Source organism: Vibrio sp. V31_P5A7T61, from assembly GCF_009904895.1.
Classification (GTDB): Bacteria; Pseudomonadota; Gammaproteobacteria; order Enterobacterales; family Vibrionaceae; genus Vibrio; species Vibrio metschnikovii.
On record NZ_WXWI01000012.1, the window covers coordinates 1 to 26,044 of the forward strand.

20 protein-coding genes and 1 pseudogene are annotated in these 26,044 nt (G+C 44.5%); 8 read left to right on the plus strand and 13 right to left on the minus strand.

Annotated features, from left to right (window positions below):
- The first annotated feature begins 138 nt into the window (after nucleotides 1-138).
- A complete protein-coding gene (locus CAG58_RS01100) occupies nucleotides 139-978 on the plus strand; it encodes an EAL domain-containing protein (RefSeq protein ID WP_161439689.1) in 840 nt (279 codons plus the stop codon).
- Between the two features lie 37 nt (nucleotides 979-1,015).
- Here CAG58_RS01100 and gdhA read toward each other — a convergent pair whose 3' ends face one another.
- Both gdhA and CAG58_RS01110 read right to left on the minus strand, forming a co-directional pair.
- Complete coding sequence (gdhA, locus tag CAG58_RS01105) at nucleotides 1,016-2,368, minus strand: NADP-specific glutamate dehydrogenase (RefSeq protein ID WP_154170783.1); 1,353 nt, start codon at nucleotides 2,366-2,368, stop codon at nucleotides 1,016-1,018.
- 295 nt (nucleotides 2,369-2,663) lie between these two features.
- Entirely contained in the window at nucleotides 2,664-3,125 is a 462-nt protein-coding gene (locus tag CAG58_RS01110) for a Dps family protein (RefSeq protein ID WP_004396773.1), read from the minus strand.
- A 649-nt stretch (nucleotides 3,126-3,774) separates the two neighbouring features.
- Here CAG58_RS01110 and katG point away from each other — a divergent pair.
- Entirely contained in the window at nucleotides 3,775-5,949 is a 2,175-nt protein-coding gene (gene katG / locus CAG58_RS01115; RefSeq protein WP_161426275.1) for a catalase/peroxidase HPI, read from the plus strand.
- 99 nt (nucleotides 5,950-6,048) lie between these two features.
- On the opposite strand, the gene CAG58_RS01120 is transcribed toward katG, so the two are convergent.
- Nucleotides 6,049-6,678, minus strand: coding sequence for a DsbA family protein (locus CAG58_RS01120; RefSeq protein ID WP_161426274.1), 630 nt, complete (start codon nucleotides 6,676-6,678; stop codon nucleotides 6,049-6,051).
- Nucleotides 6,672-7,535 carry an MBL fold metallo-hydrolase gene (locus CAG58_RS01125; protein ID WP_161426273.1) on the minus strand — a complete coding sequence of 288 codons (864 nt, stop codon included), beginning with the start codon at nucleotides 7,533-7,535 and terminating at the stop codon, nucleotides 6,672-6,674. Before CAG58_RS01125 ends, CAG58_RS01120 begins: the two co-directional genes overlap by 7 nt.
- Before the next feature lie 125 nt (nucleotides 7,536-7,660).
- Between CAG58_RS01125 and CAG58_RS01130 the strand changes: the two genes are divergently transcribed.
- On the plus strand, nucleotides 7,661-8,563 hold the full coding sequence (locus CAG58_RS01130; protein ID WP_161426272.1) for a LysR family transcriptional regulator: 903 nt from the start codon (nucleotides 7,661-7,663) through the stop codon (nucleotides 8,561-8,563).
- A 109-nt stretch (nucleotides 8,564-8,672) separates the two neighbouring features.
- Here the strand turns inward: CAG58_RS01130 and CAG58_RS16785 are convergent, their stop codons facing one another.
- The 5 genes from CAG58_RS16785 to CAG58_RS01150 all read right to left on the minus strand — a co-directional run bounded on the left by CAG58_RS16785 (nucleotide 8,673) and on the right by CAG58_RS01150 (nucleotide 15,744).
- The gene (locus tag CAG58_RS16785) at nucleotides 8,673-8,813 is read right to left on the minus strand and encodes a hypothetical protein (RefSeq protein ID WP_004396768.1); all 141 of its coding nucleotides are present in this window, start codon (nucleotides 8,811-8,813) and stop codon (nucleotides 8,673-8,675) included.
- A 139-nt stretch (nucleotides 8,814-8,952) separates the two neighbouring features.
- Nucleotides 8,953-10,401, minus strand: coding sequence for a decarboxylating NADP(+)-dependent phosphogluconate dehydrogenase (gnd, locus tag CAG58_RS01135; RefSeq protein WP_161426271.1), 1,449 nt, complete (start codon nucleotides 10,399-10,401; stop codon nucleotides 8,953-8,955).
- Nucleotides 10,402-10,414: 13 nt separating this feature from the next.
- Nucleotides 10,415-11,131, minus strand: coding sequence for a 6-phosphogluconolactonase (gene pgl, locus CAG58_RS01140; RefSeq protein WP_161426270.1), 717 nt, complete (start codon nucleotides 11,129-11,131; stop codon nucleotides 10,415-10,417).
- Entirely contained in the window at nucleotides 11,128-12,630 is a 1,503-nt protein-coding gene (gene zwf / locus CAG58_RS01145; RefSeq protein WP_161426277.1) for a glucose-6-phosphate dehydrogenase, read from the minus strand. Before zwf ends, pgl begins: the two co-directional genes overlap by 4 nt.
- 234 nt (nucleotides 12,631-12,864) lie before the next feature.
- Nucleotides 12,865-15,744: an HD domain-containing phosphohydrolase gene (locus CAG58_RS01150; RefSeq protein WP_161426269.1), complete on the minus strand. Its 2,880-nt coding sequence runs from the start codon at nucleotides 15,742-15,744 to the stop codon at nucleotides 12,865-12,867.
- A 209-nt stretch (nucleotides 15,745-15,953) separates the two neighbouring features.
- On the opposite strand from CAG58_RS01150, the gene CAG58_RS01155 reads away from it, so the two are divergent.
- The gene (locus tag CAG58_RS01155; RefSeq protein ID WP_161426268.1) at nucleotides 15,954-16,703 is read left to right on the plus strand and encodes a phosphatase; all 750 of its coding nucleotides are present in this window, start codon (nucleotides 15,954-15,956) and stop codon (nucleotides 16,701-16,703) included.
- A 156-nt stretch (nucleotides 16,704-16,859) separates the two neighbouring features.
- Nucleotides 16,860-17,231: a cytochrome b562 gene (locus tag CAG58_RS01160; RefSeq protein WP_202598162.1), complete on the plus strand. Its 372-nt coding sequence runs from the start codon at nucleotides 16,860-16,862 to the stop codon at nucleotides 17,229-17,231.
- Between the two features lie 50 nt (nucleotides 17,232-17,281).
- Here CAG58_RS01160 and CAG58_RS01165 read toward each other — a convergent pair whose 3' ends face one another.
- From CAG58_RS01165 to CAG58_RS01175, 3 genes and pseudogenes are all read right to left on the minus strand, one after another.
- The gene (locus CAG58_RS01165) at nucleotides 17,282-18,217 is read right to left on the minus strand and encodes a LysR family transcriptional regulator (RefSeq protein WP_004396761.1); all 936 of its coding nucleotides are present in this window, start codon (nucleotides 18,215-18,217) and stop codon (nucleotides 17,282-17,284) included.
- A 387-nt stretch (nucleotides 18,218-18,604) separates the two neighbouring features.
- Nucleotides 18,605-18,913 carry a hypothetical protein gene (locus CAG58_RS01170; RefSeq protein ID WP_154170773.1) on the minus strand — a complete coding sequence of 103 codons (309 nt, stop codon included), beginning with the start codon at nucleotides 18,911-18,913 and terminating at the stop codon, nucleotides 18,605-18,607.
- A 223-nt stretch (nucleotides 18,914-19,136) separates the two neighbouring features.
- Nucleotides 19,137-20,804 (minus strand): annotated as a pseudogene (locus CAG58_RS01175) (S8 family serine peptidase); the annotation flags it as partial.
- A 498-nt stretch (nucleotides 20,805-21,302) separates the two neighbouring features.
- On the opposite strand from CAG58_RS01175, the gene CAG58_RS01180 reads away from it, so the two are divergent.
- The 3 genes from CAG58_RS01180 to tdh all read left to right on the plus strand — a co-directional run bounded on the left by CAG58_RS01180 (nucleotide 21,303) and on the right by tdh (nucleotide 25,048).
- Entirely contained in the window at nucleotides 21,303-22,553 is a 1,251-nt protein-coding gene (locus CAG58_RS01180) for an SGNH/GDSL hydrolase family protein (protein ID WP_161425092.1), read from the plus strand.
- 267 nt (nucleotides 22,554-22,820) lie between these two features.
- Nucleotides 22,821-24,017 carry a glycine C-acetyltransferase gene (locus tag CAG58_RS01185; protein WP_161425093.1) on the plus strand — a complete coding sequence of 399 codons (1,197 nt, stop codon included), beginning with the start codon at nucleotides 22,821-22,823 and terminating at the stop codon, nucleotides 24,015-24,017.
- A complete protein-coding gene (tdh, locus tag CAG58_RS01190; protein ID WP_004396757.1) occupies nucleotides 24,014-25,048 on the plus strand; it encodes an L-threonine 3-dehydrogenase in 1,035 nt (344 codons plus the stop codon). Before CAG58_RS01185 ends, tdh begins: the two co-directional genes overlap by 4 nt.
- An 83-nt stretch (nucleotides 25,049-25,131) precedes the next feature.
- Here the strand turns inward: tdh and CAG58_RS01195 are convergent, their stop codons facing one another.
- Nucleotides 25,132-25,881 carry a substrate-binding periplasmic protein gene (locus CAG58_RS01195; RefSeq protein ID WP_161425094.1) on the minus strand — a complete coding sequence of 250 codons (750 nt, stop codon included), beginning with the start codon at nucleotides 25,879-25,881 and terminating at the stop codon, nucleotides 25,132-25,134.
- Between the last annotated feature and the right edge of the window lie 163 nt (nucleotides 25,882-26,044).

Sequence of the window (26,044 nt, forward strand, 5' to 3'; positions counted from 1 at the left end):
ATATTAAGCCAAGTTTTGTAAGAATTCCCCTTGTTTCTGGTTGTCATTTCCTACGATATTTGTGGTTTTTTCTTATTTATTTAAATTTGTAAGTAAGTAAAATTTCATTAATGTTATATGATAATAAATTTAATTTTCATGCCTGTTATACAAGTAAAATTTAAAAAAGAAAATATTATTAATCAGTTTTTGAATTATGATGATAAACTGGTCATCTTTTCTAATATTATTGAGACATATTTTCAACCTAAAGTAGATATTTTAACGAATAAAATCGTTGGGTTTGAAGCTTTAACAAGAGTTGTTTCACCTTTATCTCCAGAACTATCACTTGATGAAGTCCTATTATTCATAAAAAAGAATAATTTAGAAAAAGATTTTTTTAATTTTGTATTATCAAATACAATAGATTTTTTGGTCAGGCAGTCATATTTAGTTGAAAAAATAAAACCAGTATCTATCAACGCTTCTAAGTTGCTTTTAGCAGACCCTGATGTTATTGATCTTCTAGTGAATACTTTTGAATCTTATAGTCTACCATCTAATTATCTGGTTATTGAGTTAACAGAAGAACCATGTAGTTACTATTCTCCAGAGTTTTTGAAAAATAATTTACACTTGCTCAGGGTTAATGGCTTTGGTGTTAGTATGGATGACTTCGGTAGCCAAGAATCTAATTTTGATAAACTAATTTCTCATACTTTTAGTGAGATAAAGCTTGATCGTCAATTTCTTATCAATTTAGATGATGATAAGAACCAAATGTTTATTGAGTTTATGGTTCGTTTTACTAACAGTTTGAACATAGACCTTGTTGTTGAGGGAGTTGAAACGCCACAGCAGGCAACTATTTTAAAAAAGCTGGGTGTTATTTTCGTGCAAGGCTTTTTATATAGTATGCCGGTAAAGCCTAAAGAAGCACTGCAGTTAGCAATTTCTGGTTTAAACCCTCAGTTCTCTCTTGGGCTTATCGGTTAACCCTTAATGCCAGCGAACCAGCATTAAGGGCATTATTTTAAACCACGCCTTGCTCTATCATTGCATCAGCAACTTTACGGAACCCCGCGATGTTAGCGCCTAGCACTAAGTTATGTGGTTCGCCAAATTCTGCTGCCGTATCACGAGCGTTGCGGTAAATGTTTTTCATGATGACTTTGAGTTTTTCATCGACTTCATCAAAACTCCACGTTTGCATGCTCGCGTTTTGCGCCATCTCTAATTGGCTGGTGGCTACGCCGCCAGCGTTTGCGGCTTTCCCTGGGCCGTAATAAATTTTAGCCGCAAGAAAGACTTCTACAGCGTCTTGAGTGGATGGCATGTTGGCCCCTTCAGAGACACCGATAATACCATTGGCGACGAGGGCCTGTGCATCTTGTTCCGTTAGTTCATTTTGTGTCGCGCATGGGAAGGCTAACTGAGCTGGAAAGCGCCAGACGGCGTGCCCATCTTGTGGATAATCACTGGCTGGGATATAGCAAGCGTCAGGATGCTCAGTGAGATACTCTTCTAAACGCACTTTACGTACTTCTTTTAATGTTTTTAACGTGGCTAAATCAATCCCGGTTTCATGATAAATCGTCCCGTTAGAGTCTGAGCAGGTAATCGGTTTTGCGCCCAGTTCGTAGAGTTTTTCTATGGTGTAAATAGCGACATTGCCAGCACCGGAAACTAAGCACGTTTTACCGCTTAGCGAGAGGCCGTTATCTTCCAACATATTTTGCGCGAAATAAACGCAGCCATAACCGGTGGCTTCCTTACGCACCAAAGATCCACCCCACAATAGGCTCTTTCCAGTAAAGACACCATCGTAACGGCCAGTTAACCGTTTGTATTGACCAAACATATAACCAATCTCACGAGCACCTACACCAATATCGCCAGCGGGTACATCGCATGTCGGTCCAATATGACGATACAACTCATTAATAAACGATTGGCAAAAGCGCATGATTTCGCCGTCGGATTTGCCTTTAGGATCGAAATTGGCTCCGCCTTTACCGCCGCCAATCGGTAAACCGGTCAATGCATTTTTGAAAATTTGCTCAAAGCCTAAGAATTTAATGATGCTCGCATTGACGCTCGGATGAAAGCGTAGCCCACCTTTGTATGGGCCTAATGCCGAGTTAAATTCAACACGATAGCCTTTATTGACCTGAACCTGTCCTTGATCGTCTACCCAAGGCACTCGAAACATGATTTGGCGTTCAGGTTCAACAATTCGTTCAATAATCGCATGCTGTTTGTATTTATCGTTGGTTTCTAGAATGGGCTGTAAAGAATCTAAAATCTCTTCTACCGCCTGATAAAATTCAGCTTGTGCAGGACTTGTTTTTTGTAATTTGACAATGGTGTTGTGAATATAAGTCACGATCTGGTCCTTGTGATGTTATCCCTTGATACTGGACGGTATTCGTTGGTCATCAGATGATGATAGCGATACCGCCTCCTCGTCATTAACAGTAACAGACTGAGCTTTGGTTATTTTTATAACTGTCACCAATGAGAAATAATGCACGGAAAGTAGTTAAAAATCTATGGAAAAACAAAGGGAAGAGGAATTTTTTGCGAGGAGGAAAATAAAAAGGGATGCGCGATTACACCCCTTTATTGATTTTTTAGACGTTTAACCTTGATAGGAAGTCAAACGAGGATCGTTATGACGCTTATCGGTAAGTAGCGCGTAGCATCCATGCGGTTTTTTCATGGACACGCATTCGGTCAGAGACCAGTGAAGCTGTGGACTCATCGTCTGCCGCTTGAGCGAGTTTCAGTACATCACGGCAAGTACGGATCACTTGTTCATGAGATTGAGTAAGGATGTTAACCATCTCCACGCCATCAGTTAGCCCTACCACTTCTTTGATTGAGCTAAGCTCAGCAAATTCTTTGTAGGTTCCCGGCGCCGCTACGTCTAAAGAGCGGATACGCTCGGCGATGTCATCCACTGCAACCGCGAGCTCAGTGTAGTGCTCTTCAAACATTAAATGCAGCTCACGAAATTGTGGCCCAGTAATGTTCCAATGGAAATTATGGGTTTGTAGGTACAGGGTGTACGAATCGGCGAGTAACCGTTTTAGTCCTTGGGCAATGTTAATGCGATCAGATTCATTGATACCAATATTCATCTTTATCTCCTTTATTGACTTATACCTTTGCGACTTGAACTTACGTGGTGTTGGCTAGGTTCACTCGCCCCAATCACATCGTTGTCTATGGGGGCTTACTCACTTACCGTCTTTCTGTAACGCCAAATTGTTTAGGTATATAACTTTTTAGTTGAAGCTGCAGTGTTGGTTTACTTTGCTTATTTCACGCCCATGATCATCTATGTTCATAGGCTAAACTCTCTGACTACCTACCTGCAACGTCAACGGGTTTAGGTATGAGCACCGATACATACTTCACATAATGGGATAGAACTCGTGATAGATGCAATGCAGTTTGATTATGGTTAATGTTATCGAATGCTATTCGACTACTATCTACCTACCTTGCTGAATCTTCAAGTTATTTGGACGTTTACCTATCAGATTAATCGTTCGAGGCGATTAGCAGCCACTAGCGATATTGCCTATTCTATGCCTCAAGCGCTAAACGTTGAGAAGATTTTCTCTAACTCGTGAAGGTGCGCAAGTTTATTGATGGCAGAACATTCAGCTTGATCTAAAGTGTAGTAGAGCAAAAAGTAACACAATGAAAGTATAAGATTTTTAGATAGAAATCTACCCGTGAATGCGATGAATCATCGCAGCAATGTGTCGCAAGGAGAAGATAATGGAAAACAATAACACCTCGTCAGGTGGCAAATGTCCAGTTATGCATGGTGCCGTGACATCGAATGAAATGACCAATATGGATTGGTGGCCTAAAGCGCTCAACCTTGACATTTTGCACCAACATGACACGAAAACGAACCCAATGGGTGCAGATTTTAATTACCGTGAAGAACTAAAAAAACTCGATGTTGCCGCTTTAAAAAACGACCTCAAAGCGTTAATGACCAATAGCCAAGATTGGTGGCCAGCCGACTGGGGTCACTATGGCGGTTTAATGATCCGCATGGCTTGGCACTCGGCCGGAACTTATCGTATTGCTGATGGCCGCGGCGGTGCGGGTACGGGTAACCAGCGTTTCGCTCCTCTCAACTCTTGGCCAGATAACGCCAACTTAGATAAAGCTCGCCGTTTACTGTGGCCAATCAAGCAAAAATACGGCAATAAAATCAGCTGGGCGGATTTGATGATCCTTGCCGGTAATATGGCCTATGAATCGATGGGTCTTAAGACCTTTGGTTTTGCTTTTGGGCGCGAAGATATTTGGCATCCAGAAAAAGACATTTATTGGGGTTCAGAAAAAGAGTGGTTGGCACCGAGTGGCGCTAAAAACAGCCGTTATTCGGGAGAGCGAGATCTTGAAAATCCATTAGCAGCAGTAATGATGGGGCTGATTTATGTCAACCCAGAAGGAGTCGATGGTAAGCCAGACCCACTGAAAACCGCTCATGATATGCGCGTTACTTTTGAGCGCATGGCGATGAACGATGAAGAGACGGTTGCGTTAACCGCCGGTGGTCATACCGTTGGTAAATGTCATGGTAATGGCGATGCGGCGAATTTAGGCCCCGCCCCTGAAGGCGCGGAACTGGATGAGCAAGGCTTAGGTTGGATGAATCATACTAAGCGTGGCATCGGTCGTAATACGGTGACCAGTGGTATTGAAGGGGCTTGGACAACCCATCCAACCCAATGGGATAACGGCTATTTCTATTTGCTGTTTACTTATGATTGGGAATTGAAAAAGAGCCCAGCTGGCGCTTGGCAATGGGAACCGATTAATATCAAAGAAGAAGATAAGCCAGTTGATGTTGAAGATCCAAGTATTCGCTATAACCCAATCATGACTGACGCCGATATGGCGCTGAAAATGGACCCTGCTTATCGCAAGATTTCTGAGCGTTTTTATCAAGACCCAGCTTATTTCTCTGAGGTGTTTGCTCGCGCTTGGTTCAAACTGACGCACCGTGATATGGGACCTAAAGCTCGCTATATTGGTCCTGATGTTCCTAAAGAAGAGTTGATTTGGCAAGATCCAATCCCAGCGGGACGTAGCGATTATGACGTTGATGCAGTGAAAGCGAAAATTGCCGCCAGCGGCTTAAGTATTAGTGAAATGGTCTCCACCGCTTGGGACAGTGCTCGTACTTTCCGCGGATCCGATAAACGGGGGGGTGCGAATGGTGCGCGGATCCGTCTTGCGCCACAGAAAGATTGGCAAGGGAACGAACCACAGCGTTTGGCGAAAGTGTTAGCGGTAATAGAGAAGATTGCTGCTGAAGCAGGGATCAGTGTCGCTGATACCATCGTACTGGCTGGTAACCTTGGGGTAGAAATGGCGGCTAAAGCGGCGGGCGTGGCTATCACCGTACCGTTTGCTCCTGGTCGTGGTGATGCAACGCTAGATCAAACGGACGTTGCTTCATTTGATGTCCTTGAGCCGGTGGCTGATGGTTTCCGCAACTGGTTGAAAAAAGATTATGTCGTCAAGCCTGAAGAGCTGCTATTGGATCGCGCACAGTTGATGCGTTTAACCGCTCCAGAAATGACGGTACTGATCGGCGGTATGCGTGTACTGGGGACTAACTATGGCGGTACACCACATGGGGTATTGACCGATAACGTGGGCGTATTAAGTAACGACTTTTTCGTTAATTTAACCGACATGCGTTATACATGGAAACCGACGGGGCGTAACTCGTATGAGATTTGTGACCGCAAAACGGGTCAGGCTAAATGGACGGCAACCCGAGTCGATTTAGTCTTCGGTTCAAACTCGATTTTACGTGCTTACGCTGAGATTTATGCGCAACAAGATAACCAACAAAAGTTTGTGCATGACTTCGTTGCTGCCTGGAGCAAAGTGATGAATGCCGATCGTTTTGATCTATTATAATCATTGATTGATTTAATCTGTAAACGTCAATAGCCCCCAAATCTGGGGGCTATTTTTTTAGTAGCACTATGGCTAGAGGTTAAGAGAATCTGGCTAGGATCAGGCAGCTAGCATTGACTGCCAAAAAGCTTGCCACGCTTCAGGTTTACCATAGTAGGCACTCGGCTGTACCGAGCGCCACTGTCCATTTGCCAATTCAATCATCATCGATGGAAATCCCCGTAATTGATACTGAGCCATCAGTTGTTTGCTATTGGCAATCGTGGCTGGTAAATCAGATTTGGCTTGCTGCATGGCGTTGTGCCATTTATCGTGCTCAATACCTAATTGGCTTGCTAACTGAGTCAATACTTCTGGCTCGGCAACGGTTAATCCTAGCTGATAATGGGCTTGCTGAATTTTTTTCAGCATCGCAAACCCTAGGCCTTGTAATTCCTCAGCGGCGATGATCGCCTGAGCGGTAAGGTAAGAGTCAACGATGAGCGGCTGCTGGCTGGCAATTCGCGAGCGGTACGCTTCACCAAAAACTTGTCCAGTCACCAGGCTAATCTGTTGGTCTGCCTCTAATATATGCGCTCGAAACTCGGCGGCCAATTCGGAGCGTGGCAACATCCCACCCGGATGTAACTTGAGTGTGATAGTCGGCATTTCAGCCAGTGTTTCTAGCAGTGGGCTAGCACCGAAACACCAGCCACACATTGGGTCAAAAAAGTAGTGTACCTTTACCATTGCATTTCACCCATATGTACTTTCGCGCCAATCTCTAATGCCATTGGTAAACCGGCATCAGGGTAAAGCTTAAGCATGCGTTTGATTAATTGTTGGCTATCTTTACTGGTTTGTTTCGCTTTAGCAAAATCCGTTAAATAGCGCTGAGCAAAGCTAATCGCTGAGGCATCTAATGGAGTGCCGGCAATCATGTGACCAGGGATCACCACTTCTGGTTTTAAGGCTTGCATGCGCTCAAGCTGCTGTGCCCACGCTTGACGGCTCGCATCGCTTTGCGCATCGGCCATCCATAGGTGAACGTTACCGTAGACCGCCACATTGCCCAAAATGGCTTTGTTGGCTGGGATCCATAAGTAAGGGCGATGGGCTAGCTCACCTTCAGCATCGTGGATCTCAATAGTTTGTCCATCAATCGTCAGTGTTTTACCATGATAAGCGGTAGGCAATACCGGCTTCACTGGCGCGTTAGTGCCCATTTTCGGAGCCCAGAATGCTAATTTACCATCCAGCTTTTCTTCAATTGTCGCGCGCACTCCCGGAGTGGTGAGGACTTTCGCATCAGGGAATAGCTCATGCAATACTTCCGCGCCAAAATAGTAATCAGGATCCGCTTGGCTAATAAAAATCGTGGTTAGGTTTTTGCCTGAATCGATGACTTTAGCGGCAATGCGTAAGGCATCGGCTTTGGTAAAGCCAGTATCGATCACCATGGCTTCTGTTGCGCCGTAAACTAAGGTTGAGTTTACATGAAAGCTATTGCCATCGGCGTTGTAAACGTCCAGTGTTAAAGGTTGCTGCGCCGCAAATGCAGTGCTGCTGATCAGTGTAGTTGCGGTCAGTAGAGTCAGTTTTTTCATGATTATTTATCCTAAAATAGAGTATCGAAAGTGGGTTATCGGTTCGGGAGCTATCATACGAATTAGACTTGTTCGGATATATAGCTAATAATTGACATCATTGTTTCTTAATTCGAACTAATACGATGGATAAACTGACCGCGGCTCAAGTATTTCTCGACGTTGCGCTTACGCAAAGCTTCACAGCCACAGCCGATCGACTGGATATTTCGCGGCCGATGGTGACTCGGCACATTGAAACCATGGAAAGCTGGTTACAAACGCGATTACTGAATCGAACCACACGTAAGGTGTCGTTAACCACTGCTGGAGAGCAGTGTTTAGAGGCGATTAAACTCTGGGTAGAGCAAGCTCAGCAGTTAGAACATCAACTGATGGATAGTCAGTCCTTAGCGGGAAAAATTCGGATTGCGACCAGCATGTCATTTGGTTTTGCGCAGTTAATTCCGGCGGTAAAGCCGTTCCTCGCCAAGTATCCGCAAGTTGAGGTCGATATTGATGTGCAAGATAAAACGGCAGATCTGATTGCTGAGCGGATTGACTTGGCGATTCGGATTGCCGCCGATCCGGATCCCTCGCTAATTGGTCGCCCGATAGCAAAATGTGAGTCGATATTAGTGGCTGCGCCCAGTTATTTAGCTGCGCATCCGGCGATCACCCAGCCGAGCGATCTCGCTCAACACGCTTGTTTAGGATATAAAAATTTCGAGCGACATATTTGGCATCTCACGCAAGATGAGGTATTACAATCAGTGGAAGTGAGCTGCCGCTTGACCGCCAATGAGGCGACCACTTTGCTGCATGCTGCCGTGCATGGCATGGGTATCGCGTTGCAGCCAACGTATTTAACCAGTGGTGCGTTAGCAAAAGGTGAGGTGGTATCGGTTTTAGCTGGCTGGCAGCCAAAAACCATGTCGATTTATGCTTTGTATCCGTCAAGGCGACATTTATCACCGGCGGTCAGGGCATTGATCGATCATTTAGCGGATTACTTTGCTAGTCATGACTGGCAGGATATTGTTTTATAGTGATATTCCCGTCCTACCTGCAACTCCAAGTGATTTAGGTATAGATAAACGTGAAGAGTAAGTAAAGAGAGGTAAGCAGAGCGAGCAATGAGCTGGCTCTGCTTATTGATTAAGCCAGTGCGCCTTGTTGTTGCGCTTGTTTTACCAATGCTTGACGTTGAGCTTCCATTGCTGATTGCACTTCACTTTCCGTATGTGCGTCTTCTTCCACTGCCTGTGGGACAAATACATAGAACTTGTTAATGGTCATCGTTGGATCTCAATGTTGATGTTGGAGTCTAAAAAATAGAGGATGTTAACTCAGTTAACATCCTCCTTGATGCTTGTTTTTTAGGCGTAGATACTAAGGATGAATTTATCAGTAGTCAACCCTTTCGCTAGCCAATCGTTTAGACATCATATGTCGTGGAAGCGGTGTCACCACCAGTACCAGTCCAGTTAGTATGGAAAAACTCACCACGTGGGCGATCAATACGCTCATAAGTGTGTGCGCCAAAGTAATCACGCTGAGCTTGCAGCAAGTTCGCTGGTAAACGAGCGGTGGTATAGCCATCGAGGAAAGTGAGTGCTGAGGTCATGCACGGCATCGGGATGCCGACTTCCATTGATTTCGCTGCCACTTTACGCCATGCGCCAAGGCAGTTATCCAAAATGCCTTTGAAATAAGCATCAGAGCCTAAGAAAGCAATGTCTGGATTGGCGTCAAACGCATCACGAATATTACCGAGGAAAGCGGAACGAATAATACAGCCACCGCGCCACATCAATGCTACGTTGCCGTAGTTAAGGTCCCATCCGTTTTCGTTAGAGGCTTCACGCATCAACATAAAGCCTTGCGCATAAGAGATGATCTTCGATGCCAACAAGGCTTGACGAAGCGCATCAACCCATTCTTGTTTATCACCTTCCACTGGAGTGATGGTTTTTGCAAACAGTTGTTCCGCTGCAACACGTTGCTCTTTAAGTGCGGATAAGCAGCGAGAGAATACGGACTCAGTGATGAGCGTCAGTGGAATACCCATGTCTAAGGCATTAATCCCCGTCCATTTACCCGTGCCTTTTTGACCAGCGGTATCAAGGATTTTTTCCACTAATGGTTGGCCATCTTGATCTTTATAGCCAAGAATATCGGCGGTAATTTCCACCAAATAGCTATCAAGTTCAGTTTTGTTCCACTCGGCGAAGACTTTTTGCATCTCGTCGTGGTCCATTCCCAAGCCATCTTTCATAAACTGGTAAGCTTCAGTGATGAGCTGCATATCACCGTATTCGATACCGTTATGAACCATTTTCACGAAGTGACCAGCGCCATCGTTGCCTACCCAATCACAACAAGGTTCACCGGCTTCAGTTTTGGCTGAAATACCTTGGAAAATCGGTTTGACCGCTTCCCAAGCTTCTGGTGCGCCACCGGGCATAATGGATGGGCCAAAGCGCGCGCCTTCTTCACCACCCGATACGCCAGTACCAATGAAGTGAATGCCTTTTTCGCGTAGCGCGGCCACACGGCGGTTGGTGTCTGGGAAGTTGGTATTACCACCGTCGATAATGATGTCACCTTTATCGAGTAAAGGAACTAATTGATCGATAAATGCATCCACCACATCTCCAGCACGGACCATCAGCATGACTTTGCGAGGCGTGGCGAGCTTATCGACTAAGTCTTGTAGTGAGTAAGCACCGACAATCTTGGTGCCTTTGGCTGGGCCTTGTAAAAACTCATCCACTTTCGCGGTGGTACGGTTATAAGCCACCACGTTAAAGCCGTGATCGTTCATGTTGAGAATTAGGTTTTGGCCCATTACTGCTAGGCCGATTACACCAATATCACCTTTCATTTATTTCTCTCCTTTACGCAATCTTTTTCGCTGCGTCTAAATCTAAAAACCACTCGGTTTCACCCGTTGTCGACTGAATTTTTGCTGCTGGATAAGGTAACTCATCCGCAGGAGTAGTGTGAATTTCATGGACGATATCTGCTTTGCCTGCGCCAAGCACAAGATAGCTGATCCGTTTCGCCGCTTGTAAAACTTTGGCGGTTTTCGATACTCGTAACTGACCTGATTGAGGTTGAGTTGCCACCACCGATAAATGTGGGTCATGATAATCCGTCACGTCAGGGAACAGTGACGCCGTATGACCGTCGGCACCGACGCCAAGTAATATCCAATCGAAGACGGGAGTACCGTTCTCGCTGGTGATGCATTGCAGCATTTCAGCGGCAAAGCGCTCAGCTTCGGTGTGTGGATCCGCTTCACCGCGAATACGATGAATATTTTGTGCAGGGATCGCCACTTGGCTAAAGAGTAACGCATTGGCTTCGCCATAGTTGCTTTCTGGGTCATCCGCTGCAACGCAGCGTTCGTCACCCCACCAAAAATGCAGGTTTTGCCAATCAATCGCTTCAGCGTAGGGCGCACTTGCGAGTCGTTGAAAGAGCATTTTTGGCGTGCTACCGCCAGAAAGGGAGATATGTACTGGTTGGTTCTGCTGGCTATAGCGCAGCATCTCATCTGCCAGCGTATCCACCACCTGCTGTGGTGTTTGAAAAATTTTATGATTGATCATAGTTCGCAGTAATCCGTGTCAGTGAGATTCTTACAAGGGAAACGCCATGCGCGGCCATCTCGTTCCAGTAGTTGATCGGCTTCTATCGGTCCCCAGGTGCCGCAGGCATAACCAAACAATGCTTGTGGATCTTGCTTGAAATCGAGGATTGGTTGCACAAACTTCCAGCACGCTTCCACCGCATCGGTGCGAGCAAATAAGGTCGCATCACCATTGAGCGCATCCAGTAAAAGGCGCTCATAAGCGGTGAGCATTTTGGTTTCGGCCAGTGAGGTGTAATGAAAGTTCATCGACACTTCTTTGGCTTTAAATCCAGCGCCCGGTTCTTTTAAGCCAAAGCTCATTTGAATGCCTTCATCAGGCTGAATACGGATGATCAGCTTATTGTCAGGGGCATTTTGGCCAAACACTGGGTGGGGGGTACGTTTGAAGTGAATAACCACTTCGGTCACGCGGGTTGGCAGGCGTTTGCCAGAGCGCACATAAAACGGAACCCCATTCCAACGCCAGTTGTTGATGAACATTTTCAGCGCAACATAAGTTTCAGTGCGTGAATCATCGGCAACGCCCGGCTCGTCTCGATAACTGGGCAGGAACTGACCACGAATCTCTGATTCTGTATATTGACCCAGTACGAGGTTATTGCGTAAATCCGCCTCTGAAAGAGGTTGTAAGCTTTGTAAAACCTTGTTTACTTCATTACGGATAGAGTTGGCATTGATTTCTGCGGGTGGTTCCATGCTGACCATCGCCAAGACTTGCAGTAAGTGGTTTTGGAACATATCCCGCACAGCGCCAGAGCCATCATAATAGCCGCCACGCTCTTCAACCCCTAAAAATTCCGCGCCAGTGATTTCGACGTAATCAATAAAATTACGGTTCCAAAGGGGTTCAAACATGCCATTGGCAAAACGGAATACCAGCAGGTTTTGCACCGTTTCTTTACCCAAATAATGGTCAATGCGATAAATCTGGTGCTCAGCAAAGTGACGATGAATTTCAATATCGAGCGCTTGAGCTGACTGCAAATCGTAACCAAAGGGTTTTTCGATGATCAAGCGCTTCCAGCCGTCTTGTTCATCATTTAAGCCATGAGCCGCGAGACAGGCAGGAATGACGCCATATAAACTCGGTGGGGTGGCGAGATAGAATAAGGTATTGCGTTGCTGTTGTTGATACTGTTCGGCGAGCTCAGTCAAACGCGTTGAGAGTTTGGCATAATCGTCCATGTCGGACGTATCAAGTGCTTGATAGTGAAGATGTTCACAAAAGGCATCAAGAATAGCTGGCTCGGTTTGCTCTAATTCACGCAGTGAGCGTTTTAATTTTTCACGATAAGAATCGTCACTGTACTCTGTACGACTGACACCTAAAATAGTAAAGGATTCAGGTAGTTGCTTACTTGCATATAAATGATACAGAGCAGGCACTAACTTTCGATAAGTTAGGTCGCCCGATGCACCAAAAATTACGATGCAACTGTTTTCAGGTATTACCATCATCTTCCCCTTAAAAACGAGGTACTTAGCATGCGCCAACCCTAGCAGCGCAATACCAAAATAAAAAGTAGGTTTTGACTATTGTTGGTATCGTCAAAACCGATATACCTGACCACTTGAGGCGATACGTCCAAGTCGTAAGGTATGGCTTAATCACGCTGGCTAGCGTGATTAAGCGAGGAGGGTATTGTCTACGACAATTTGACACACATCAACTATTGATAGCGCAATCGATTAAATATTAACGCTATCTCGTAAATAGGTTTTTACGGTCGTGATGTAGGATGAGGGGTCAAAGCTGGTAAATTCAATGTTGGTTAGAAACTGTTGTGCATAATCGAGATACACGTGTTGTTCTAAAAAGAGCAGATAGAGTTTAGGATCAATATGCCCACTGGTGGCCATCGTCGTCATGATTTGCATGGCTTCTTCCAGACTCTTGCCTTTTTTATAGGGACGATCGCTAGAGGTCAGCGCTTCAAACACATCAGCAATCGCCATGATCCGCGCAGGAATCGACAGTTGCTGTTCGTTTAATCCTCGTGGATAGCCTTTACCGTCCATACGTTCATGGTGACCACCTGCAATGTCAGGCACTTGCTTGAGGTGCTCAGGATAGGGAAGCCGTTTTAGCATCACAATGGTTTGTACAATGTGATCGTTAATCATAAACCGCTCTTCTTCGGTTAAGGTGCCGCGGCGCACTCTGAGGTTATACAGCTCACCTCGGTTATAGCGCAGCGGTTTGGGCTTAAGCACAAAGCCTTCTTGTTCTATTGTGGCTAGCGGATCGCTATCCCACGGAATCTGGTGAACGATTTTATCGGCGAGCACGTTTTCCATCACCGGTAAATTGGGCTTGTTGGTGTGGCGCTGTGCTTCTAACCAAGAAATACCAATCTGATCGTCTAAGGTACGCTTCCATTGCCGTTGAGCAATCTGTTCAAGACGGGCGATATCTTGATCCGTCATTGATTCACTGCCGATGTTGCACTGTGCGACAAAGGCAAAATCATCATCAAGGGCTTGCTGTTGCTCAGAGAGCGTTTTTTTAAGTAAATCAGGGTCGCCTCCGGTAGCGAGCCCTTGCCAATAGTCAGCTTCAGCTTGCGTTTTCAGTAGTTCAAAGCGCATGCGTACTTCATGAATCCGATCATAAATGGTCTCAAGCTTAGTGGCTTTGTCGACTACGAATTCGGGAGTGGTGACTTTACCGCAATCGTGCATCCAAGCGGCGAGCATTAATTCTTCCCACTGCTCGGCTGATAAGGTGAAATCAGGAAAATAGCGCTTATCTTTAGTGGCAGCTTTAGCGAGCATTTTTGTTAATTCAGGCACTCGTTGGCAGTGACCGCCGGTATAGGGCGATTTAGTATCAATCGCCGAAGCGATCAAAGTGATAAACGCATTAAGCATCTGCTTTTGTTGCTGCATTTTATCAATATTATCTTTGGCAATTTCAGCAAAACTAAGCACTTCACGCAGGAACGCATGTTTATCCGCTTGAGCTTTAGTGATGGCGCGTTCGTAACCTAAATTCAACACACCAATCAATTGGCGTGATTTATTGAGCAGCGGGAAGAGATAAATGTCGCTGTTATAGAGCTGCTCTTTCAGTGGGAACAACACATTGTCGTTGCGATTCAAATGTACCGTTTGTCCTTGGCGAAGTTCAGCCAATAACCAAGGTGTATTTTGTACCAGTGAATTAATATCAATTTTAAACGGAATGATCGCATGATTGGCCGCCGTGGTGAAATGCTGCTGCTCGTGGTTGTAGGTATAGAGCAAAATCGTTTCAGCTTTGGTGATCAAATAGCTTTGATGAGTAATCGTTTTTGCAAATACCTCAAAGTCTTGGTTAGAGGCGGTATCACGCAGCAAGCGCAGTAAATCATGTAAGGTATGTTCCATTAATTCGATGGATTTCGTTAAATCCGCTACTTCTTTAATGATGCTTTTCGGATAGCGAGTTTTTTGGAAATCAAAGCGAGAGATATTATCGGTTTGGACAACTAAGTTACTGAGGGGACGAGCAAGACGCTGAGCAACAAACCAAACGATAATGAAACCTAAGCCGAGCATCATAAAAGCGGCCCCAATTTGTCGATTACGCATACTGAGCAATGCGGCAAGAAGTTCCTTTTGGGGGGTTGCTTGAGCTAACGATAATTGAACGTGTGGACTTAATGCAATGGGGATTAAGGTAACCGACCAGGTTTGCCCATTAAAAGCCACATCGCTAAATATCGCTTGTTGGGTAACACGTTGTGCTACACCGGCAAAGACACTGGTGGATAATTTTTGATGGGTGATCAACGCATCATCGGTTAATGATAATGGACTATTATGTTCGGCTAAAAGACGAAACTGTTGATCAAATAAGGCTAATTGAGTGTTAGCCGAGTAAGCAATCGTCGCCAATTGTTGAGATAAGCTATCAAGAGTGAAGTCTGCGCCGACTACAGTGCTGTTATCCCTTGAACGACGTGAAAGAGTCACTCCAAAAGTTTGTAGAAAGTGGAAAAAATAGGGGTCCGTTAAACGAATCTGACCATCCTCATGGGCATTTTGATACCAAGGACGCTCACGCGGATCAAAGGTATTGTTACCATGTTCACGGCGATCAATGGTCTGAAAATCGTTATCTAAGAAAATAACCGTATCTTGCCCATTGGTTCTAGTTTGATTAATGAATAGCGTAGCCTGATCAGGTGCTTGAAAGCGTAATCGAGTTTGTGGGTTGAAGAGTGGACGAATCATGGTGAAATCACCCTTGTGATTACCAAAATAGAGGGCGACAAGATTATCATTGCGTTCAAACACTAAACGTAGTGAAGCTAAAAAATGAGAATTTTCCGTTGGTAGTTGCTCCATTTCAATAAAATGACTTAATGCCATAAAATCGAGAGTGGTTAAAATAGGAGTAATACTTTGTTGAAAGGCAACTTCAACCTTTGTGCTATTTTCATGGCTGATATTATCCGCGATATTACCCATCAGTTGACGTGAATGGTAATAACTGATGGAAATAAGAGTGATACCAATCAAGCTCACTAACACCATAAATAGTGTGCTGATTTGTATGCTGAGAGAGAAATAACGCTTCACCATGACGATGCCCTAAGCTATGCAATGGAGTAAGTATTGTTCACGTCGATTGACTTGCCAAGGTGGCTGATCGATTGTGTGAATCTAACCTGACTTTATTGAGTAGGAATTGGATAGAGCAATAGATTCGTAGCGAACTCGTATGGCAGTTGATTGGTAAGCCGAGGGCGGGGCTGGTAAACTGTAAGCTCACTAAATAAAGGGAGTTGATTATGAAACTTGCCGTCGATACTCATACCCATACCTACGCCAGTGGTCACGCTTATAGTACCTTGATTGAAAATGCCAAAGCGGCTCAGGAGAAAGGGCTGTCGATGTTTTGCACCACCGACCATGCCCATTCGATGCCGGGCGCTCCCCATTACTGGTTTTTTTCCAACCAACGTATTTTGCCGCGATTTCTTCATGATGTGGCGATATTACGTGGCGTTGAGGCGAATATACTTAATCTTCAAGGAGAGATCGATCTCCATCCTTCTGTTGATCAAAATCTCGATTGGGTGATCGCCAGCTTTCATGAGCCCGTATTTAAACCCAGAGATAAAGCAACCCATACCCAAGCGTTAATCAATACCATCAAAAGTGGTCGAGTGGATGCGCTCGGCCATTTGGGGAATCCGAATTTTGATTTTGATTTCGCGGCGGTCGTCGCTTGTGCTGCGGAGCATCATGTGGCGATAGAAATTAATAACAGTACCCTAAAAGGCCATAGTCGAGTGGGCAGTGTTGATCGTTGTTATCAAATCGCTGAACAAGCCAAAAAACACGGTGCTTGGTTGACCACAGGCAGTGACGCCCATTTTTGTCATGATGTTGGTAACCTGACATTAGCCAGTGAGTTGTTAGACAGCTTAGCGATGGATAGCGCTAAAGTGATTACTCATACTCCTGTACAGTTTTTGGATTTTTTAGCATTAAGAGGAAGAGCCAGAATTAGCGAATATCAGGATTACTATCGTTAATGATGTGTTGGGATAAGTCGTATCGATCCATGAGTGGTTTTCGACTTTTGGTGACGTCACTTTTTTCAAGCATTGACTATAATGGTGCAGTAGAAGTCTTGGATAGCAAATAGCAAATAGCAAATAACTAATACGATAATAACAAGGAAGCCAGTGATGCAAAAAAGGATCATTAAATCGAGTGTGTGGTTAACAATCGGATTACTGTTGAGTAGTCAAGTATGGGCAGCGGATGTCGATTTGCGCCAAGTGATGCGTCAAATGAGGGCTGAATTTTCTCAGGCGGCGAGCGCGCAAACCGTGCAAGAAATGCAAGTCCCTGTCACTAAGTTAACGGAGTTAGTAAATAAAGCCCAACAAGGTCAATATCCTCCTCGTCGACATGATGTTTATCAAGAGGGATTCACTAAGCTAATAGCGGTGTTGGATCGGTTGAGTCATGAACTTGACAGCGGTCAGTTAGCTCAAGCTAAGCTCACCTTGAGAGAAGTTGATCAATTACGTATGGAATACCATCGAAGACGCTAACGATTTACCTTTTGTTATCATCAAGCCCAAGCTCATTGCTTGGGCTTGATTTATTCGGGCGTCGGCATGGTTAATTTGGGTTTTAAATGGGCTAAGACAAAGTCGATGAAAACTCTTAAGCGCGCTGGCATGTACTTAGTTTGAGCATATTGCATGGCAATCGCTCCGTGGTAGTTACTTTTTATCGTCCAGTTTTGCAGTAGTTGCACCACTTTTCCCTCGGCGATGGCATCTTGAACTACAAAATCGTGAAAGATACCAATCCCTAAGCCACTTTTTACCGCATTTAAGCGGATTTGGGATTGATTGACTGCGTATCGACCGGTGACAGCAACGGTATGAAATTCATCCTCTTTAAGAAAATCCCAAATATGATCGCGTTCGGTTTCAGCTAAATAGAGACAGTCGTGCTCGATGAGTTCAGTGGGATGAGCGGGTACTCCACGTTGCTGAAGATAATCTGGGCTAGCGCATAGCACCAAATTTGTTTTACAGAGTTCACGCATCACTAAATTTTCATCGGGTTTATCGGTCAGCTTAAAGGCGACGTCAATATTATGTCGAAATAAATCGATTTCACCATCGGCGGCGCGTAGTTTTAATTGGATATAAGGATATTGCTTAAGAAAAGGCAGTACAAAAGGCTGCAGCACCGAATGCAGAAAAGCTTCAGGGGCGGCGACGGTCAGTGAACCGGATGGCTCACTATGATCAGCATCAGATAAGTCAACGGCTTGTTGAGCCGCGTTAATCATCACTAAGCATTGGTCGTAAACCCGTTGCCCGGCTTGAGTGATCATTAATTTTCGCGTGGTACGCTCAAACAGTTTGACATTGAGAGCCAGCTCTAAGCGAGTGATCAGTTTACTGAGCGCTGAGGGAGTGACCCCAAGCTTATGAGCAGCAGCAGTAAAACTGCCTTCGTTGACGACCAGTATAAACGTCGCAAGATCAGGAAGTAGACTGATAAGTTTGGTGTTAAGCATAGTGCCTGTGCTTATCTAATTAAGTGTTAATAATATTAACCTCAACTCCCAACTTAGGAAGGAGGATTGGTTTTGCTTACCGCTTTTAACAACAGTACTTTTAACAATAGTGATCGGTTCATTTTTTCTCGTGGCAACACAGAGACGAAATCATCGGCAATATGGTTGTTTACTTTACAGAGTGCAATGCGGTTATTTTGAAAAAGCGCATCATTTTGGCAGATTAATAACCAAATCGTCGCTATGTATCATTATTAATATTTACTTTTGTGACTTGTGCCAGAGATTTTGTAGGGAGAATGCAGTGTGGGATATATGCCATTGATTAATTAGTCATTATTTATATGAAAGGTGATGTAATCCCCTTCCTCAATCACCCGCTAATCATTAAAAAAGGGAGCGAATAGGAACGGGTTCCGTATATTCAATCGATGGACTATCGTTGAGTAATTCGACAATCGATGATTCACCTTCGATGACGAGCACCTGTTGGTCATCGAAGCTATCAATTAAGGTCAGTTCCAAACTTTTTAGTAATTCGAGCGCCACGGCTTTTTTATCAGTATGGTATTTGACATAAAAACGTGACGTAGATTGATTTTGTTCGATGGTGCTATCCTCCGCAAGAAAATTGGTCTGAGTGGCAGTGGGGAGTGGTGATAAGCTGGTTATTATCAATAGTAAGGATGCTAACATAATGGCCTCTCTTCCTTAATCAATATCCTCTGCCTCTTTAAAGCTGCAGCGGTGTTGGTTTCTCTTTGTTCACCCTGCCTGCGACTTTTAGAGGTTTGGATAGGGTGTCGTCTTATCATCGTTTATGTTTTGAAAATAACGATCCCCAAGACAACATGGACAGTAAATCAAGGGGATCGCGCCGTTTGACGACCTGACATTTTAAGCCTAACGAGAGGAATTAACCTCGCGGACCATTACACCCCGCATCCAAATAGTTTTTCGCTGCGAGTGCATTCACTAACCCGTAGCCAGTGCGATTATCTCGACCCGGGACATCCAAATCCAGAGCGGTTTGAGTTAATGCTTGGCGGATTTGTTTTGCAGAGCACTGTGGATGATAACTCCACACTAAGCCTGCAACGCCTGAAACGTGCGGTGTTGCCATCGAAGTTCCATTATAGTACTGATAATCTTCACCGGTACGAGTGGATACGGTAATGTCTTGCCCGACTAAAGCCGCCAATTCTTGCCCTACGTTACGATTAACACTGACAGACAATAACGGATGAGTGTCGTATTGATCGAGAACAAACGGGTTTTGGAGGCCAGGACGTTGCTGATTACTGTAGACAATCGCTGCTAACGCGCCAGCATTGTTACAGGCTGCAACAGCATTAATTTCTGGACGAACGGATGGCGTTTCATTAGCGATTCGTTCAGTGAGACAAATTTTGCCACGCATATCGCCACATTGATAGCGACCAGAGCTCGTATCACATAACGCTAAAGGTGCGGTGTATTGCCCCGCAATCGGTGCCGATTCAAAACCAAAGCCATTATTATTTAAGCGATTATGTGGCACGACGCCACGGCGAAAATAATCACGATCTTCAGTGATTATTGTTGATAAAACCCCTTCACCTACACTGACGGTAGAGAGTACGGCAACTCCAGGCGCAGCGATTTCTACTTGGTTAGTGGCTTGAGAGAACGAAGCATGATCGTAATTGCTGTCGACGGCAGCGACAGACATCACTGAATCATAAGAGGCAGGATAACTGTGTGCGGTATTACCGGAGTTACCCGCAGCGGCAATCATTAATACTCCTTGTTCATACAATGCATTCATTGCATTTTGTTCGGTGCGGCTTGATTGACTACCCCCTAAGCTCATGTTGACAATTTTTGCCCCATTATCCGCACAGGTTTGAATCGCTCGCACGAGCGTCGATGAATAGCCCCAACCGGATTCATTGAATACTTTGACAATATGTAGGTTAACATTTTGATTTGGTAGTAAGCCTTTTACACCTTCGTTGTTGGCGATGGCGGCAATCGTACCCGCGACATGGGTGCCATGGGCATTGCTGCTACCCGGAATGTACCATTGCCCAGTTCCACGATCGTTCGTCCCTGTGACTCGGTTACCGCTCAAATCGTTATGGGCGAGGTCGTAACCAGAATCAATGATACAGATGGTTTGATTGCCAGCTTGACTATCCTCTAACTGATCGGCTTTAACGGCAAAGTAACCCCAAGGTGTGGTTTCGCTCATTAAAAAACGCGGTGGGTCGATTTCTACATACTCGACATCTGGGCGTGAACGGAGGGCTTCAACGCGCTCTTCTGCAAGTTTCGCACTGTATAAAGCATCATGACCAATAGGTTCAATATCACTGGCTTGTACCTGTGATAATAGAGCTTGCTGACCAATTCGTGGGCCCCAGAATGGGTTATTGGCCATCGAGAATGGCTGTTCATCTTGCTTAAATTTGACAATGTAACGAGTAGGAATATTCGCTTCATCAAATGCCAGCGTTGGGTGAGCCATCGCGGAAGTCGCACTACCGGCGACAATCGCTATTGTACCTAGTTTAACGTAACGTTTTAATTGGTTTTTTTTTATCATTTGCCCTGTCCTTTTTGAGCGATATTTTTGCAGGTTGATCATCCGATATTTTATTTCTGATCACTTAGCTTACTTAAAGCTATAGTGCTCAGTGATTTAGTTATATCGCATAGTCAATCGCGAGCATTTTATATATCAACAGTGTCACTGCGCTAATATTCATAAATACAGCGAATGACTGGATCACGTATAGCGCAAAATAATTAAACAGAAAAGAAAATAATTATAATTAGTATTTTTATTGAAATAAGATCACAAAATAAACGAATTGAGTTAATGGGCGCTGGGTTAAGCCATTGATAATAATGTGGTTATTTTTATTTTTTATAGAACGGATAGTGTCGATATGAAGATAAATGAACGACGAATTTGACCTTAGTGCCACAATTTTTATTATTGACTACCCTTTGAAATATAATTTGAGCTAATATGTTTTGATTCATCAGGAAGATAATTAACCATTATTTATTCATTTATTGAATTGTTTAAGGTATGAATATGAATATATTAGCTTTTCTTTTAAGTGTAACTTTACCTATTGGTACATCGGTTATGCCTACTTTTGCTATTCCTGAAGCTGCGCAGTCAAATTATTCAGTGGCTCCTACAGGTAGACAAACTTATACCTATGTGCGTTGCTGGTATCGCACGAGTCATAGTCGTAATGATCCTGCAACCGATTGGCAGTGGGCGACAAATAATGACGGCAGTTATTTTACCTTGGAAGGTTACTGGTGGAGCTCGGTCGGGTTAAAAAATATGTTTTATACTCAGACCTCACAAAATACCATTCGTCAGCGCTGCGAACACACTTTAAGCATTAACCATGATAATGCGGATATTACCTTTTATGCGGCGGATAATCGTTTATCTTTAAATCATACGATTTGGTCGAATGATCCTGTGATGCAGGCTAATCAAATCAACAAGATTGTCGCGTTTGGTGATAGCTTATCGGATACGGGCAATATTTTTAATGCCGCTCAGTGGCGTTTTCCGAATCCAAATAGTTGGTTTTTAGGGCATTTTTCTAATGGGTTGGTATGGACAGAGTACCTTGCTCAGTCTAAAAACATGCCGGTCTATAACTGGGCGGTTGGTGGTGCAGCTGGGGCTAATCAGTACGTGGCTTTAACCGGTGTCACTGGGCAAGTAGATTCTTATTTACAGTACATGGGTAAAGCACAAAATTACCGTCCAGAAAATACCTTATATACTTTGGTCTTTGGTTTGAATGATTTTATGAATTATAACCGCGATGTTGCTGAGGTTGAGGCAGACTTTACGACAGCGTTACAACGTTTAACGCAATCGGGGGCGCAAAATATTTTAATGATGACGCTACCAGATGTGACTAAAGCACCGCAGTTTACCTATTCGACACCGGCGGAAATTGATTTAATTCGCGGTAAAATTACCGCATTGAATACCATTTTAAAGCAGCTAACCGCGCAATATATCGTACAAGGTTACGCGATTCATCTCTTTGATACTCATGCATTATTTGATTCAATGGTCGCTGAACCTGAAAAGCATGGTTTTACCAATGCCAGTGAACCCTGCTTGAATCTCACCCGTTCTTCTGCAGCAGATTATTTATATCGTCACCCGATCACCAATACCTGTGCTCGTGATGGTTCAGATAAATTTGTATTTTGGGATGTCACCCATCCAACCACGGCGACTCATCGCTATATTTCACAAACGTTGTTAGCTCCTGGTAATGGACTGCAATATTTTAACTTTTAACCTCTTGCGTGTTTTTTAGTCATCGAGTCAGCCTGAAGATGCTTTGTGTCTTCAGGCTTTTTTATTCTTATGGCGTTCGTCGAGCGGTATCGCTTGCTCTTATGCGATGGTTGAGTACATTGGTCGCTAGTTATTAGTCAATGAAGTCTATTTGTGAATTAAGTTCATGAATGCTTTTCCGCAAAGCGAGATAATCCCATTCATAGGCTTCTATTACACTGACTATCTAATCTGCTGGAGATAACGGCAACCAATAAGGAAAATGCAATGTCTTGTGATTTTTATCAACAAATACGCCAACAGTTGGATGATGTTAAAACCGAAGGCCTCTATAAATCTGAACGCGTGATCACCTCACAGCAACAAGCGGCGGTTTCTATCTCAACCGGTCAAGACGTACTTAACTTTTGTGCCAATAATTATCTTGGTTTGGCTAATCATCCGGCTTTGATTGAAGCGGGCCAGCAAGGCATGGCGACCCATGGTTTCGGGATGGCTTCGGTACGTTTTATCTGTGGTACGCAAGATATCCATAAGCAGCTTGAAGAGAAGCTATCAGCCTTTTTGGGTAAAGAAGACACGATTCTTTATACCTCGTGCTTTGATGCGAATACTGGGTTATTTGAAACGTTACTTGATAAAGAAGACGCCATCATCTCTGACGCGCTCAATCACGCTTCGATCATTGATGGCGTTCGTTTATGTAAAGCGATGCGTTTTCGTTATAGCAATAACAACATGCAAGAGTTGGAGCAGCAGCTGATTGCTGCCGACCAAGCGGGCGCACGCCATAAGCTGATTGTCACCGATGGTGTTTTCTCTATGGACGGCGTAGTGGCGAACTTGCCTGCGATTTGTGATTTAGCGGACAAGTATCATGCTTTGGTGATGGTGGATGACTCCCATGCGGTGGGCTTTATGGGCGAAAATGGCCGCGGGACTCATGAGTACCATAACGTTATCGACAGAATTGATATTATTACCGGAACGCTAGGCAAAGCGATGGGCGGCGCTTCCGGTGGCTATACTTCCGGTAAGAAAGAAGTGATTGATTGGCTACGCCAGCGTTCACGTCCTTATCTGTTCTCAAACTCGGTTGCACCAGCAATTGTCGCCGCCTCTCTGCGAGTTTTAGATCTATTAGCTGAGAGTGGTGAGTTGCGCGATAAACTGTGGAGCAACGCAGCGCATTTTCGTACTCGTATGGAAGCGGCAGGTTTTACCATGGGCGGCGCTGATCATGCGATCATCCCGATTATGCTGGGTGATGCGAAAGTGGCCGCTGAGTTTGCTGAGCGTGCATTAGTGAAGGGCATTTACGTGGTTGGTTTTTCATTCCCGGTGGTACCAAAAGGTCAGGCGCGGATCCGCACGCAAATGTCAGCGGCTCATAGTCGCGAGCAGCTCGACAGAGCGATTGACGTCTTTATTGAAGTCGGCCAAGAGATGGGGCTTATCAAATGAAAATCAAAGCATTAGCCAAGTTAAAACCCGAGCAAGGCATCTGGATGACTGAAGTCGATATGCCAGAGCTGGGTCATAATGACTTACTGATTAAAATCAAAAAGACCGCGATTTGTGGCACTGATGTGCATATTTACAATTGGGATGAATGGTCGCAAAAAACCATCCCTGTGCCTATGGTGGTGGGTCATGAATACGTCGGTGAAGTGGTTGGCATTGGTCAAGAAGTTCGCGGTTTTGAGATAGGGGATCGCGTTTCTGGTGAAGGGCACATTACGTGTGGTCACTGCCGTAATTGCCGCGGTGGCCGTACACACCTTTGCCGCAATACCATTGGCGTAGGGGTGAACCGCACTGGTTCATTCTCAGAGTATTTAGTGATACCAGCGTTTAACGCGTTTAAGATCCCCGATGGTATTTCTGATGATCTTGCGTCTATCTTTGACCCGTTTGGTAATGCGGTGCACACGGCTTTGTCGTTTGATTTAGTGGGAGAGGACGTACTCATTACTGGTGCGGGTCCAATCGGTATTATGGCTGCGGCGGTGGCGAAACACGTTGGCGCTCGTCATGTGGTGATCACCGATGTTAACGAATACCGCCTAGATTTAGCGCGCAAAATGGGCGTAACGCGAGCGGTTAACGTGGCGGAGCAAAAACTCGAAGATGTGATGAATGAACTCGGCATGACAGAAGGCTTTGATGTCGGCCTTGAAATGTCTGGAGTACCAAGTGCGTTTAGCTCAATGCTACAAACCATGAATCATGGTGGACGCGTGGCATTGCTGGGCATTCCACCTTCATCGATGGCGATTGATTGGAATCAAGTGATTTTTAAAGGCTTAGTCATCAAAGGCATTTACGGTCGTGAAATGTTCGAAACTTGGTACAAGATGGCGAGTCTCATTCAATCGGGCTTAGATTTAACCCCAATCATCACTCACCATTTCAAGGTCGATGATTTCCAACAGGGTTTCGATGCCATGCGCAGCGGCGCTTCTGGCAAAGTGATTCTTGATTGGCAAGCGTAAATTTTCTTGGGTAATTCTATCCGTATCAACCAAAAAGGAGCTGATTAAGCTCCTTTTTTATGTCGTCATTGAAGCATATCTTTCTATCTATAGTTAGCAAGTACGGTCTCGATATGACCTTGCAGTCGAAATAGCGCCATTTGTCGGTTAAATTCAGGGAGCAGGGTGTTAAAGGGTGAACTTTTGCCAATGCATAATGAAAATTCTACTTCAGCCAGTATGATTGGCAGCTCGACAATCAATCCTTGAAGACTCAGCTTAGCCATTAAATAGTCAGCAACGATTTTATCGGTCGCAATCACATCGCCTCTGCCATGAGCCAACATGGTTAATGCATTGGATAAGTTTGAGGTTAACAATCGGCGAAACTTATCTTCAGGAAAATGCTGATTACCCCAGTTATTACCTTGATAATCGAGGATTAAAAAAGGGCTTAGATCATCCGTTGTTTGGACATGCTCAATTTGAGTGAGATTGCGGTTAGTCGGGTTAACAAACAAGTTCATGGGGCCAACAATAACAGGTGTACTCGATACATTAGTGTATTCCTGCCGCGCTTGTGTGGCGACGGTGATAAAGGCGTCCGCTTCTCCCAGTTCAACCATTCTTTGCGCTCTTGCCCATGGATAGCCTTTATGAATAATGGGTATCCCCATTGTTTCTTGTAAAACCTGATCGGCGATATCAATAAAAATACCTGCCATATTACCGTTTTCATCTCGAAAAGAGTAAGGCGGAAAAGAGTCATAATAAACAATCGTCATCGAGGGTTTGGCAAACGTGGATACGCTTACTAAGGATAAAATCAGTAGAAACAGCACTCTTATCGACATAATGCGCATCCATTAATAACTGTTTTGTTATTATAGTTAATTCTGAGCAACGCCGAGTGCTTTGTTGTTCATCATTATCGTGAAGAGGGAAAATCAAACGTTAATAGTTTGAGAAAGAGCTGGAAGCATAATGCAATCTGCGTTGCAAAATGAAATTGTTGCA